The organism is Neptuniibacter marinus (assembly GCF_965223595.1).
In the GTDB taxonomy this organism is placed as follows: Bacteria; Pseudomonadota; Gammaproteobacteria; order Pseudomonadales; family Balneatricaceae; genus Neptuniibacter; species Neptuniibacter marinus.
Genome location: NZ_OZ245004.1, coordinates 404,053 through 417,350, shown reverse-complemented (window position 1 = coordinate 417,350; position 13,298 = coordinate 404,053). Strand labels below are relative to the sequence as shown.

General features: G+C 43.1%; 11 protein-coding genes. 6 read left to right on the top strand and 5 right to left on the bottom strand.

Annotated elements, in window-relative coordinates; translation table 11 throughout:
• The first annotated feature begins 51 nt into the window (after positions 1–51).
• Positions 52–1,770: an EAL domain-containing protein gene (locus ACOQOE_RS01935; RefSeq protein WP_420554774.1), complete on the top strand. Its 1,719-nt coding sequence runs from the start codon at positions 52–54 to the stop codon at positions 1,768–1,770.
• A gap of 51 nt (positions 1,771–1,821) precedes the next feature.
• Here the strand turns inward: ACOQOE_RS01935 and ACOQOE_RS01930 are convergent, their stop codons facing one another.
• The 3 genes from ACOQOE_RS01930 to ACOQOE_RS01920 all read right to left on the bottom strand — a co-directional run bounded on the left by ACOQOE_RS01930 (position 1,822) and on the right by ACOQOE_RS01920 (position 5,417).
• Positions 1,822–3,336 (bottom strand): YifB family Mg chelatase-like AAA ATPase, encoded by a 1,515-nt coding sequence (locus ACOQOE_RS01930; RefSeq protein WP_420554773.1) that lies wholly within the window; start codon positions 3,334–3,336, stop codon positions 1,822–1,824.
• Positions 3,337–3,437: 101 nt separating this feature from the next.
• Positions 3,438–5,084 (bottom strand): diguanylate cyclase domain-containing protein, encoded by a 1,647-nt coding sequence (locus ACOQOE_RS01925; protein WP_420554772.1) that lies wholly within the window; start codon positions 5,082–5,084, stop codon positions 3,438–3,440.
• A gap of 75 nt (positions 5,085–5,159) precedes the next feature.
• Positions 5,160–5,417: an accessory factor UbiK family protein gene (locus tag ACOQOE_RS01920; RefSeq protein WP_067869797.1), complete on the bottom strand. Its 258-nt coding sequence runs from the start codon at positions 5,415–5,417 to the stop codon at positions 5,160–5,162.
• Positions 5,418–5,718: 301 nt separating this feature from the next.
• On the opposite strand from ACOQOE_RS01920, the gene ACOQOE_RS01915 reads away from it, so the two are divergent.
• The 5 genes from ACOQOE_RS01915 to ACOQOE_RS01895 all read left to right on the top strand — a co-directional run bounded on the left by ACOQOE_RS01915 (position 5,719) and on the right by ACOQOE_RS01895 (position 11,106).
• Entirely contained in the window at positions 5,719–6,057 is a 339-nt protein-coding gene (locus tag ACOQOE_RS01915) for a P-II family nitrogen regulator (RefSeq protein WP_067869800.1), read from the top strand.
• A 36-nt stretch (positions 6,058–6,093) separates the two neighbouring features.
• On the top strand, positions 6,094–7,350 hold the full coding sequence (locus ACOQOE_RS01910) for an ammonium transporter (RefSeq protein ID WP_420554771.1): 1,257 nt from the start codon (positions 6,094–6,096) through the stop codon (positions 7,348–7,350).
• A 196-nt stretch (positions 7,351–7,546) separates the two neighbouring features.
• The gene (gene glnK, locus ACOQOE_RS01905; RefSeq protein ID WP_067869806.1) at positions 7,547–7,885 is read left to right on the top strand and encodes a P-II family nitrogen regulator; all 339 of its coding nucleotides are present in this window, start codon (positions 7,547–7,549) and stop codon (positions 7,883–7,885) included.
• 129 nt (positions 7,886–8,014) lie between these two features.
• A complete protein-coding gene (locus ACOQOE_RS01900) occupies positions 8,015–10,138 on the top strand; it encodes a putative bifunctional diguanylate cyclase/phosphodiesterase (protein ID WP_420554770.1) in 2,124 nt (707 codons plus the stop codon).
• Between the two features lie 329 nt (positions 10,139–10,467).
• Positions 10,468–11,106, top strand: a complete 639-nt coding sequence (locus tag ACOQOE_RS01895) for a substrate-binding periplasmic protein (protein ID WP_420555458.1) — start codon at positions 10,468–10,470, stop codon at positions 11,104–11,106.
• Positions 11,107–11,172: 66 nt separating this feature from the next.
• Here the strand turns inward: ACOQOE_RS01895 and ACOQOE_RS01890 are convergent, their stop codons facing one another.
• Together ACOQOE_RS01890 and ACOQOE_RS01885 are read right to left on the bottom strand one after the other, a co-directional pair.
• Positions 11,173–12,540, bottom strand: coding sequence for a sensor histidine kinase (locus ACOQOE_RS01890; protein ID WP_420554769.1), 1,368 nt, complete (start codon positions 12,538–12,540; stop codon positions 11,173–11,175).
• Positions 12,537–13,247 carry a response regulator transcription factor gene (locus tag ACOQOE_RS01885; protein ID WP_067869818.1) on the bottom strand — a complete coding sequence of 237 codons (711 nt, stop codon included), beginning with the start codon at positions 13,245–13,247 and terminating at the stop codon, positions 12,537–12,539. The genes ACOQOE_RS01890 and ACOQOE_RS01885 overlap by 4 nt, the downstream gene beginning before the upstream one ends.
• Between the last annotated feature and the right edge of the window lie 51 nt (positions 13,248–13,298).

Below are 13,298 nucleotides of genomic sequence, written 5' to 3'. Positions count from 1 at the left end.
CTCTTTATAAAATTTGTGTCTTAAATAAAGTGTCACACTGGGAAGTTGGCGATGTGCTCAGCGCTACAGCAGTTACCCGATAAACATAAACAGATTTTACTGATCGATAGTCATCAGGAGAATCAAAGCAGGCTTAAGTCGATACTGGAGCAGCATCCACTGTATCAACTAACGCGCTGCAACGACCATGTGGAAGCGTTACTGATTCTGCAGCAGTCTTCTATTGATTTTATTTTACTCAGCTGTAACAACTCGCCCCTCCCTTGCACAACTATAATTGCAGACCTGCATAAATTTCGTCCGAACACACCAATTATTGCTCTCAGCCCTCATATTACCGAAGAACAGGGGCAGAAACTCTTAACAGCTAATGCCACCGATTTTTTATCTTATGAGACGCTAAATACAGAGATACTTTTAAGAACATTACGCCACGCAGAGCTCACCATCAAACAAAGCACAGAGATACAGCTTTTACGTCACTCAGATACTTTAGCGCCTGTTGGTAACCGCCAATTCTTCTATTTAACCCTGTTATACAAACTCAACTCCCTAATACAACAAGGCCGCCAACTTGCCCTAATCACTGTTGATCTTGACCATTTCCGTAAATTTAATACCCGTTATGGTTTTTCAGCAGGTGATGAAGTTGTTTTAGAGTTAGGCAAACGTATACAAAGTAGCGTTAGTAACGATGCAATGGTCGCAAGAATAGGCAACGATGAATTCGCTATTATTTTAGACCTACCCGGTACAGCACCACTATTAGACACCGTAAAATCCCTACTGGGTAAGCTTATCAACACACTAAAGTCCTCCTATACTCACAGTCAGTCTCAGACCCAAATAGACTGTAGCATTGGCGCGGTATTGGCGCCTGAACATGGCAGTGAAGTTGATCTACTTACCAAGCGAGCCAGCATGGCTCGTATGCAAGCAAAACAGATTCATGGCTGTAGTTATTCAATCTATCGCCCTGGTATGGAATTAACGTCTGATAAAACCGTAGGTCTTGAATCGGAAATAATGACCGCCTTAAGAGCAGAACAGTTTGTGCTCTTTTACCAACCTCGTGTCGATCTCCATTCTGGCAAGATTGTCGGGGCTGAAGCGCTCATTCGCTGGCAACATCCAACCCGTGGAATGATAATGCCTAGCGATTTTATCCCTCTATGTGAGCAGAATGGTTTGATTGTCCCTATAGGGTACTGGACCATTAGGCAGGCAGGCTTACACCTTAAAGAATTAAAAGAAGCAGGCATCCATATTGATCGTCTGGGGGTCAACTTATCCTTCCGGCAGTTTAAGGATGATATGTTAGTCGATACCATCAAACGTATTATCAAACAGGAAGATATAGATACATCGGTTCTCGAATTTGAGTTAACAGAGTCAGCCATTTTTAATGATGAGAACCATGTTAGAGAGTGCCTCGATTCCTTGGCAGAAGAGGGGATTACTTTTTCATTAGATGATTTTGGAACCGGTTATTCCTCATTTTCATTACTGCATAAACTCCCCATCAATGCGTTAAAAATCGATCGCTCATTTGTAAGTCACCTCAATGAGTCTTCAGAAGCCGAGGAGATTGTGCGTTCTATTATTAGCCTTGCCCATAATATGAAATTAACAGTTGTCGCTGAGGGCGTTGAAACAAGGGAGCAGTTAGACTTTTTGATTCAAGATAACTGCGACCAGATCCAAGGCTACTTCTACAGCCCTCCCGTTAGCTTCAGTGATTTTAAGCGAATGCTTCCTAAACCTGAGTAGCAACAAAAAACCTCTTCGAGCTAATACAATATTACCGCTGCGCTATCAGCTTTATCTTAATAAAGCCCTAGCAGATACTCGATAGCTCAACGCTTCCAGTAGATGCTTACTCTCCACCTTTTCCGCACCAGCAAGATCCGCAATGGTTCGCGCCACCCTTAAAACACGATGATACGCACGAGCTGACAACTGTAGTTTCTCCAACGCCTTAGCCAACATATCTTTGTCTAAATCACTAATACAACAGATCTGTTCAAGCTGTTTACCCTCCAACATCTGGTTTGGGTAGCCTTGGCGTTCCATCTGTTCTGATCTTGCAAGAATAACGCGTTCTCTTACCTGCTCACTTGTTTCTTCAGAATCAGGGTAGGCCATGAGCTCTTTCTGTGACAAGGCTTGAACACTTAGCTGCAAGTCAATACGATCCAACAATGGGCCCGATACTCGGGACTGATAACGTCGTACTTGATCAGGACTACAACGGCAACGCTCAGTACCATCATTGTAGTAACCACATGGACAAGGATTCATTGCGGTAACTAATTGAAATCGAGCTGGGAATACAGATTGACGGGCAGCGCGAGAAATTAAGATCTCACCCGATTCAATAGGCTCACGCAGCACCTCTAAAACCTTACGACTAAACTCAGGCAGCTCATCTAAGAACAAAACCCCTTGGTGAGCGAGAGAGATCTCACCCGGCTTCGGATTTCCACCCCCACCCACCAAAGCAACAGAGGATGCGGTGTGATGTGGCGCACGAAAAGGCCGCTGACAGATAAGTCCTTCACCGCCACTACGTTGAACAATCGAGTGTATTGAAGCCACCTGTAAACGTTCAGACTCTGTCATTTCCGGAAGTAAACCCGGTAAACGATTCGCTAACATACTCTTACCACTACCAGGAGGTCCCACTAACAAAAGGTTATGCGAACCCGCCGCTGCAATCTCTAGAGCCCTTTTCGCTTGAAGCTGCCCCTTAACATCATTCAGGTCGGGATAGACTGCACTATATGTATGCGTTCTGGGATTAGCGACCGCACAGTTAATCAATTGCTCTGCTTTTAAATGAGCGCAAACATCCAACAGATGAGAAGCAGGATAAACACTCAACCCTGAGGCAAGCGTTGCATCATCTCCATTGGACAAAGGAAGAAACAAACCCCGACCAACCTCACGACAAGCAAGTGCTACAGGCAATACACCCGCAACAGGTCTGAGCTCACCAGAAAGAGCAAGTTCACCAATCAGCTCTAGGGATTTCAGGGGCTCCACCGGTAATTGGCCACTCGCAGCTAAAATACCAATGGCGACAGCAAGATCATAACGCCCACCCTCCTTAGGAAGATCTGCAGGCGCGAGATTTACTGTAATTCTACGTTGAGGAAAATCATATCCAGAATTTATTAAAGCACTGCGGACCCGTTCTCGACTCTCTTTCACCGCCGTTTCAGGCAGGCCCACTATTGAAAAACTAGGTAGCCCACCCGATAGGTGGACCTCAACGGTCACAAGTGGAGCATCAATCCCCACCTGCGCACGGGTATAAACAATCGCTAATGACATAAGCTTCCATCCTTGGAAGAATATTGAAGAATAAACTAAAGATAACCGCTAAACAGAAACTTGAAAAGGGCCCTTCTTATCCATGATTATTGGAGGGCCGATTAATGCTCAACCGCCAAATGTTCAAGAAGCTGCTGCAAAGTTAGTGGCATACCAAAATAACGCCCCTGCATTAGCATACAACCTTGCTCTGATAACTGTCCTCGTTGACCCTCAGTGCTAACACCATCGGCCAACACTTCAAGATCCAGCTTATCCGCAATTTTTAAAACGTTATCAATAATTTTATGGCGCCCCTCATCACTATTCATCATAGTGACTAGGCCTGCGTCGAGTTTAATAAAATCAGGATCTATATCACGTATTTTCTCCAGAACTGGCGCCTCACAAACAAACCCGCTTATGGATAAAAGAGCTTCACTAGTCAACAGATCAAACAGGGCGCCCTCTTTTTCCAGCGCGGTTTGAATATCCACGTCAATCATTACCCGCCCTATTTGCTGATATTGACTTAACTGATTAACCCAACGCTGAATGCTTTCTTTACTCGATAGCTGCTGAGATTCAATACGAAAAGAGATAAAACGAAGGCTAGGGAAACGTTGCCAAACCACATCTAAAGAGCGTAGTTCTGAATCGATCCAATGTTCAAATTGCTCGATGGAATCGGAATGCTCTAAAAGTGCTGAAAATTCAGAAAATGGCACTAAGCCTAACTCAGGATGAATCCAACTAGGCCTTGCATGTACAGCCACAACCCGATGACTATAAATACTGTAAATAGGCAGATAGGTCATCTGGATTTCATGGCTGACAAGCGCAGTCACCAGATCCTCCTCTCGGAGAATCTGAGGGCCTTTGCTTCTCTCCATCAATGCACTATAGGCTCTAAACGTGTTCCGCCCACCCTGCTTAGCTGCATACATCGCAACATCTGCTTTTTTAACCAGATCTTTACCCCGCTCTGCATGTTCGGGATAGAGTGATATACCTACACTACCACTAATAAAAATCTCTCGATGGTCAACAAACACACCATGGGATAGCTGCTCAACAACCCTTTGTGCCACTTTAACAGCCGCATCCATACCATCAACAGCCGGTAGCATCATCACGAACTCATCACTACTTAAGCGTGCTAATGCATCTTCATCACGCACCACTGAGCCTAATCTACGTGCGACCTCCTGCAACAAATTGTCGCCAACATCGCGCCCTAAATTATCGTTAATCCATTTAAAACGGTCCAAATCAACCAGCATTACAGCCAGCTGTTCATTATCTGCTTTAGATTTTTCCAGTCGCTTATCCAGTATGCTTTGAAACATCTCCCAATTAAGTAGACGTGTAAGCTCATCATATTGAGGAATTTGTGACGGCGCTTCAGCGCTAGTTTTTAGCTGACTCATGTTAAAAAATTGAGCAATATAACCAACAAACTCATTGTCGTTATTGGTTATCTTTATCACATTAAACCAAGCGGGATAAACAGAACCATTTTTATGCCTATTGAACAGTTCACCCTGCCATACATGAGTATCATTAAGATCAAGCCAAGCTTGCTCATAGTCAGTAGCTGATAGATTACCAGCACCTAAGACGCTCGGTTTCTGACCCACAACCTCATCAAAGCTATAACCGGAAATTTGTTGGAAGGCCGGGTTCACCCGAATAATATTATTATCCCTATCAGTCACAATCACAGCCTGAGGAGAACATAGAAACAACTGCTGCTCAAAATCTTTCATTATAAAAAACCAACCCCGTCTGGGTTAAATGTAAATGAGATAACATGTAAAACGGCTTAACTTTTCTATTTAAGACTACGGCTTTTTCTGTAAGGTTTCGTCTAACGCCTTTAACTGCAATTCTAATGCTTCAACTTTTTCTCTCGTTCGCAACAAAACCGCTTTTTGCGCATCAAACTCTTCTCTACTGACAATATCCAATCGATCAAACGTACCTTGTAGTAGGGATTTCACCTGCGCCTTAACGTTTTCTTGGTCTAGCACTTTCGCTTCACCAGAGAATAACTGAGAAAACTGTTCTGCTAAGCCTTCAATTAAATGTGGCTTGATCATTTTGTACCTCTAAAATCAGATAAAACACGACTCCAACTATAGCAATAAACCCATAACAAACCAGCCTTTCAAATATAGGCACCACCATGGTGCAGACCTGAAGGCAGCACTCAAACAACCGCCCTAAAATATTGCACAAAAACTAACCAAAGACAAAATAAACCAGTTAATCCATTGATATTAAAGAGATTTAAAAACATGGCACACCCTTCGCTTTAGTCAGAGCAAGAATCGGTAATTAACCATTTACTTAGCGATTTAAGTATTTGTATTGAATTTAGTATCTATGGGGGATAACAAAATGAAGATGGTCTCCGCTGTCATCAAACCATTCAAATTGGATGATGTCCGTGAAGCGCTTTCTGAAATCGGTGTTCAAGGTATCACCGTTACAGAAGTAAAAGGCTTTGGACGTCAAAAAGGTCACACTGAGCTATACCGTGGCGCCGAATACGTAGTCGATTTTCTACCGAAAGTACGTGTAGATGCCGCTGTATCTAGCGATATTGTAGATCAGGTCGTAGAAGCGATCAGTTCAGCCGCTCAAACCGGCAAAATAGGTGACGGTAAGATTTTCGTTACTTCTATTGAACAAGTAGTGCGTATCCGTACCGGCGAAACCGGCACTGAAGCGCTTTAAACATAGATTAGTGATTGCTTCTGGAGGAACCAACCAATGGAAGAACTATTAAATACAACAGCTGCTGATGTTACTCAGCTGAAATATGCCCTCGATACTTTCTACTTTTTAGTATGTGGCGCATTAGTAATGTGGATGGCGGCTGGCTTTGCCATGCTTGAGTCTGGCTTAGTTCGCGCTAAGAACACCACAGAAATTCTAACTAAAAACGTCGCGTTATACGCGGTGTCATGCATCATGTACTTAGTTTGCGGTTACGCAATCATGTACGGTGGTGACTACCTACTTTCTGGCATTACTGGTGATGGATTCACTGGTGCTGAAGAACCTGCTACTTATGCTCCATCAGCCGATTTCTTCTTCCAGGTAGTATTCGTAGCAACTGCAATGTCTATCGTTTCGGGTGCCGTTGCTGAGCGTATGAAGCTTTGGGCTTTCCTTACTTTCGCTATCGTAATGACTGGTTTCATCTATCCAATGGAAGGTTCTTGGACTTGGGGCGGCAATGCAGTGTTCGGCATGTACACGCTTGGCGATCTAGGTTTCTCTGACTTCGCAGGTTCTGGTATCGTTCACATGGCTGGTGCTGCTGCAGCTCTTGCTGGTGTTCTGGTTCTTGGTGCTCGTAAAGGCAAATACACTAAAGAAGGTGGCGTTAACGCTATCCCTGGTGCAAATCTTCCTCTGGCTACACTAGGTACATTTATCTTGTGGTTGGGTTGGTTCGGTTTCAACGGTGGTTCTGTACTTGCTACATCCGACGTTGAAAACTCAAACGCTGTTGCTGTTGTTTTCATGAACACTAACGCGGCGGCTGCCGGTGGTGTTGTTGCTGCGCTAATTGTTGCTCGCCTACTGTTTGGTAAAGCGGATCTAACAATGGCACTTAACGGTGCGCTAGCAGGCCTAGTTGCTATCACTGCTGAACCATCAACCCCTTCTGCACTACAAGCTACATTGTTTGGTGCGATAGGTGGTATATTAGTAGTCTTCAGTATCCTAACACTTGATAAAATGAAGATTGATGACCCAGTCGGTGCGATCTCTGTACACGGTGTTGTAGGTCTTCTTGGTCTTCTACTAGTACCACTAACTAACGATGGCGCTGCATTCTCTGGCCAGATCATTGGTGCACTAACTATCTTCGGTTGGGTATTCGGAACAAGCTTGATTGCATGGTTTGTAATCAAAGCAGTGATCGGTGTACGTGTAAGCGAAGAAGAAGAGTACGAGGGTGTTGATATCTCTGAATGTGGTATGGAAGCATACCCAGAGTTCACATCTGCTAAATAATCTCACGTAGATTTAAAAAGGGTGCTTCGGCACCCTTTTTTTGTATTATTAACAAACGCTTTTGAGCCCCCTCCTGTAAATCTGATATACCACTCTGCATTTTTCTAGGTATACTTATCCTCATAGTTCACTGTAGTTAAAACTGCTAAGTGTTGAGCTAAACACTTAACGCAGGTACAAACTGAGGAATCGCATAATGAAACTGGTCACGGCGGTGATTAAACCATTTAAACTTGATGATGTACGTGAAGCTCTTTCTGATATTGGTATTCAAGGCGTTACCGTTACAGAAGTTAAAGGCTTTGGCCGTCAGAAAGGCCACACTGAACTCTATCGTGGCGCAGAGTACGTAGTAGACTTCTTACCAAAAGTTAAAATCGAAATTGCTGTTGATACAGATATGGTTGAACAAGTGATCGAATCTATTGCAAAAACAGCTAATACTGGAAAGATCGGGGACGGGAAAATATTTGTTGCCCCCCTTGAACAAGTGATACGAATACGTACAGGCGAAAGCGGGCCTGACGCCCTTTAAAAACAAAAAGCGCCTAACGGCGCTTTTTTTTACTAAAAGACAAAACGCTGAGCCAAATCAAACTATTTAAATGAAATAAAGCTCATTATCTAGTGATCTTCAGTAAATAATTAAAACAAAAATAATATAATGTCGAAACTATTGCTGTCTAAAAATAACATCAAAATGCTGATCGATTGGTTTAGCCAATCCAGTATCGGTATTTTGTTACTTGATCACTCACTGCAACCGGTGGCGAGTAATCCCTACGCGCTCGAACTCATTTGGGGATCCGCACAAACAGCCGAGTCAAAAAGTGAATTGCCTCAATTATTTAAACAAAAGATCAAGGCTCACTTAGACCACCTGAAAAATACTGATATTCAACATCACTCCGATTATCAGCTTATAGAGCAACCTAATTCATCCTCTATTCTACTCAAGATCGAATGCTCTCTAGTCGAAATAGACCAAACAGAACAAGGCTTTTTCATTACCCTTCGTAATGCGAGTAAAAATGCTCATCTAGCAAGAGAGCTCAAACTGTTTAGGAATGCTGTAGAAAACACAGGAAGCGCTGTAGTTATTACGAATGCTCAAGGTGAAATAGAGTACGCCAACACTCGTTTCAGCGATATTACCGGTTATAGCTTTCCTGAGATACAGGGTAAAAAAACCAGTATTTTACGCTCAGACACAACATCAAAGGGAGCCCATGACAACCTATGGGAAACCATTAGTCGTCACAAAAAGTGGCATGGAACACTTCTAAATAAACGGAAGGACGGCACTACATATTGGTCTTTACAAAATATATCGCCAATACATGATGAGCGAGGAAATATAACGAACTTTGTCTCAGTCAGTGAAGATATCTCTAAAATAAAAGAGCATGATCAGCAACTGGAAAAAATGGCTTATTTTGACCCGCTCACCAATTTAGGCAATCGTCGAAACTTCAGACGAACCCTTGATCAATATCTGCAAAGCCCAACCAATGAGGGTGCCCATGCACTTCTACTTCTGGATTTAGATCACTTTAAGCAGATAAACGACACTATGGGGCATGAAGCAGGCGACGCTTTACTCAACACCATCGCTAATAGGCTCTGCTATTGCGTGCCAGATCAGGCCTCTGTCTTTAGATTAGGCGGCGATGAATTTACCATCATATTCCATGCGCTGAATGATCCTGACTTAATTATCCATAATGTAAATGAGATTCTGAGACTCCTCTCACAGCCAGTACAAATAGGCTTCCATGATGTGAGAATCACCGTCAGCATAGGGATAACCTTAATTGGTGCTGATAGCCAAGATCCGAGCGACCTGTTGAGAAATGCAGATTTGGCTATGTATCATGCTAAGCAACTCGGACGAAACACCTTTGCTTTTTATGAAACACATATGGATGAAAAAGCTCAACGAATACTAAGTATCGAGCACGATTTAAGAAACGCTCTCACAGGCAAGCAATTATCCTTGGCCTACCAACCTCAAGTTAATGGAAAGGATGGGCGAATTTCTGCAATAGAAGCCCTTTTACGCTGGGAACATCCGACCAGAGGGACGATTCCACCCGATGAGTTTATTCCCCATGCAGAAGAAACAGGGGCGATTATTCCTATTGGCCGCTGGGTATTACTAGAAGCTTGCAAAGCAGCCCAACAGTTGCAAGATGAAGGCTTGCCGCCTTTAAAGGTCTGTGTAAATTTATCCGCCCGACAGTTCGATGATCCCGATCTAATTGAACATATTGAGGAAGCTATTTCTAAATCCGGCTTGGCCTCGGAATGGCTAGAATTAGAGATCACCGAAAGTATGCTAATGCGTGATATGCAGCATGCTATAGAGACACTTAAAAAAATAAAGATGATGGGTATCAGCTTAGCTATAGATGATTTTGGAACAGGCTATTCATCATTAAGTCATTTAAAGAAAATGCCCGTAGACCTATTAAAAGTAGACCGCTCTTTCCTACAAGATATCCCTGCCGATAAAGACAATATTGCTATTACATCAACCATTATCGCCATGGCAAAACAACTGGGCTTAAGTGTAGTAGCAGAAGGCGTAGAAACTAAAGAGCAGATGCTCTTTCTTCAAAAGATAGACTGCATGATGATGCAAGGATTCCTATTTAGCCGCCCCATCAGTTTTGAAGCATTCAAAACACTGTACCAGACCTGTCAGTTTCATTGCGGGGTATGTAAAGAATATGAAATATGCGCATTAAAACAGGATGCCGAAAAAGGTGCGTCTTTTCTCAATTAAAAACGACTAACCGGAAAGCAAAGCCCGGCCCTATTAGAATAAGAATCAACACTGTTCTCTGTCTATATATCGCGAGCATATATCCTATAAAAGTTCGTTTAATATTAGGCCACCATCCAACACTCTCTAAGTAGTGGTCTACAATGTTAAATAATATTAATAAATATAAAGAATTTTGAGCGTTTTATGGCTAAATTAGTTTTAGGGTATATATGGCTATTGCTCGCCTTCCCAGCACAGTCGCACACTGCACCACTTGAGTTTAAAACAACTCATTTACCTCCCTTTATGTTCATTAAAGATGGAAATGTAGAGGACCTGGCAAAGAGATTATTGCAGAAGCATGCAAAGCTGAGCAGTTAGAATGTCACTTTGAGATACTCCCATGGCGACGTGCCCAGCAAGCAGTCAAGAGAGGTACGGCTGACGGTTTATTCCTAGTAGGTAAAAATCGCGATAGAGCAAAATGGTTGTACTTCAGTCCACCTATTTTAGAAACAGGTTACGGTTTTTTCTCCCATAGCAGTCTGAATGTCAACTACACCCGCTTAGAGAGCTTAACGGGTTTATGTGTCGCCGTAAATTCACCCTCTAACATGCAGAATCGTTTAAACGACATCAGAGAGGAGATGGTGTCTAGTAACATAGAACCGATTAAAATCATCACTACAACCAACTTCCCTACCGCCATCAAGATGGTCAATGGTGCCCGATGTGATTTGGTTTTCGGTAACGTAGATGTAGTAAAAGCAATTATCAAAGAACTACAGCTTGCATCTATACGCCCTGCAGGTTTCTATAAGCATGTTTTCTATTACGTAGGGCTATCGAAAAGCAGATTTTCTAAAGATCTAGTTGGTAGGTTCAATCAGCAATTGATACAACTCTATCGACAAGGGAAAATCCAAACGATCTTAAGGCGTTATGATTTAACGCCTGCAGATCTTACGGACACCGATTGGGATTAGTGAGAATCCGATAATTGTCTATAACAGTGTCCCGTTAAAAGTACCTAGTCTTAGGTAAATTATCTTTTACTGATTACGTGCACAAGGCAAGCGGATTATAGCTTCTAACCCCCCTTCAGGATGATTTTGCAAAACGAGCGTTCCGCCTAAGCGCTCTATCGCGCGCTGCGCAATACTTAAGCCTAAGCCATACCCTTCTGTTTGACTCTGCCCTCTATAGAAGGGGTTACATAACTGTGTCAATTGCGCTTCAGTAACACCCGGACCATGATCTCGAATACAAACAACACACTGATCTGCTTTATCCACCGTTAAATCAATTTGAGTGCCTTCAGGTGTGTGTTTACAAGCATTACCAAGAATATTATTGATCGCTCTCTCGAGTAATTTTACATTCACACCTACTTCACAATCCGATTTCATATTAAGGTGAAAGCTTCGCTTAGGATAAGCAAAATGTGCATCATCCACCCATTCCTGTAACAAAGGATAGAGCCATACATTTTCACCAAGCCCTTCCATCTGCTCAAGGCGAGACAAAGATAGAATTTCCCCGATCAATTGATCTAAACGCTGACATTCACGAATAATTCGCTGTACCGCTTTATCATCTTCTCCCATGCGCTGTTCAGCTATACCCGCAGCTGCCTGCAAACGGGCTAAAGGAGCACGAAGCTCATGGGAAACATCCTGCATTAAACGCTGATGCGATGTAATTGTCTGTTGTACATAATCAGCCATGCGATCAAAATCACGGGCTAGCTCACCTAATTCATCCCCTCTTTTACGCAGCTTTTTATCAGTACGACGCTCTAATTCTCCACGATAAATCGCCTGACTATGCTCTCGCAGCAAATTTAATGGCCGTGTGATGATCATCGAAACGAGCAACGCGCCGGCAGAAGCAATCAGAAGAATAAGTACCATTTGTACAGAGATAATCGTCGCGAAAACGTGGGTAAATGGCGAAGCTTCCCAATTTAGATCAACTTCAACTTGATAAGCATTTCCACTATCCGAATTCATATTAAAAATATAAGTCGAGTCGCTGCCCCGCCGAAAGTGATTAAAACCGATTACTTTTTTCTTTTGCTTTAGATCAGTAATAAAAACGCGTTCGGAAATGTTTAACCAAACAGAACGTCGGAAATCATCCCGTTTTTCTTTCTTATGCTTATCATGCTCATACCTCCCCCTACTATCATCCGGCTTCGGTGGACGAGGTGGGCGAGGCAACAAGGTTTGAAACCCTTTTCGCTCATACTTCTCAACCATGACCTCTGCATATCCCTGTGCTTTAGCTGTCACGACCTCCTTAAACCGATCTTGCTCAGCAACAGCACCGACAAAGAAAATTGTTGCCAGCAGCACGATAAAGCTTACCGCCCAAATAGAGGCAAAAACTTTCCAGAATAAACGCTTATACCACTTCATTTCTCACCTTTAACAAATTGGTAACCCACGCCACGCACAGTCTTGATAAGCTCTTTACCTGATAGATGCTCTGCTAACTTTTGCCTAACCCTACTTACATGAACATCAATAGCTCTATCATAAGCAGCGAGTTTCCGATGAAGCACCAGTTCAGTAAGCTGCTCTTTCTCTAAAACAACGCCCGCATTAGCAATAAGATAAGCTAGTACATTAAATTCGGTGCCTGTAAGCTCAATTTCATTTCCATTCACTTTCACTTCACGGATACCTGGATCTAGACTAACACCGCTAACCGTGATCAAACCTTCAGGGAAGAGCGTTGCTCGCTGTTGTGGCTCAACGCGTCTAAGCACAGCTTTAATACGTGCAAGCAACTCACGGGGGTTACAGGGCTTACTCAGGTAATCATCTGCCCCCATTTCTAACCCAAGAATACGATCTATATCCTCACCCCGACCCGTTAACATAATGACGGGAAGCTGAACCTTAGGACGAATCTGCTGTAACAGCTCTAAGCCACTTTTACCCGGCATCATCACATCCAAAATCATCAGATCATAGCGATCGGCACGGGCCAACTGCTCACAGGCTTCATCAGCATTATGGGCGTATTCCATCAGATAGCCCTCATGTTCGAGGTAGTCACCTATCAACTCACATAGCTCTCTATCGTCATCGACCATCAGTAGTCGTTGTTTGTCACCCATGCTTATACTTCCCAACTATTAGTTATCAATACTGCCATTAAATAATAGAGC

Coding starts and splice junctions, on each gene's coding strand:
- ACOQOE_RS01935 (WP_420554774.1), top strand. CDS start 52: ATGTGCTCAGCGCTACAGCAGTTACCCGATAAACATAAACAGATTTTA.
- ACOQOE_RS01930 (WP_420554773.1), bottom strand. CDS start 3,336: ATGTCATTAGCGATTGTTTATACCCGTGCGCAGGTGGGGATTGATGCT.
- ACOQOE_RS01925 (WP_420554772.1), bottom strand. CDS start 5,084: ATGAAAGATTTTGAGCAGCAGTTGTTTCTATGTTCTCCTCAGGCTGTG.
- ACOQOE_RS01920 (WP_067869797.1), bottom strand. CDS start 5,417: ATGATCAAGCCACATTTAATTGAAGGCTTAGCAGAACAGTTTTCTCAG.
- ACOQOE_RS01915 (WP_067869800.1), top strand. CDS start 5,719: ATGAAGATGGTCTCCGCTGTCATCAAACCATTCAAATTGGATGATGTC.
- ACOQOE_RS01910 (WP_420554771.1), top strand. CDS start 6,094: ATGGAAGAACTATTAAATACAACAGCTGCTGATGTTACTCAGCTGAAA.
- glnK (WP_067869806.1), top strand. CDS start 7,547: ATGAAACTGGTCACGGCGGTGATTAAACCATTTAAACTTGATGATGTA.
- ACOQOE_RS01900 (WP_420554770.1), top strand. CDS start 8,015: ATGTCGAAACTATTGCTGTCTAAAAATAACATCAAAATGCTGATCGAT.
- ACOQOE_RS01890 (WP_420554769.1), bottom strand. CDS start 12,540: ATGAAGTGGTATAAGCGTTTATTCTGGAAAGTTTTTGCCTCTATTTGG.
- ACOQOE_RS01885 (WP_067869818.1), bottom strand. CDS start 13,247: ATGGGTGACAAACAACGACTACTGATGGTCGATGACGATAGAGAGCTA.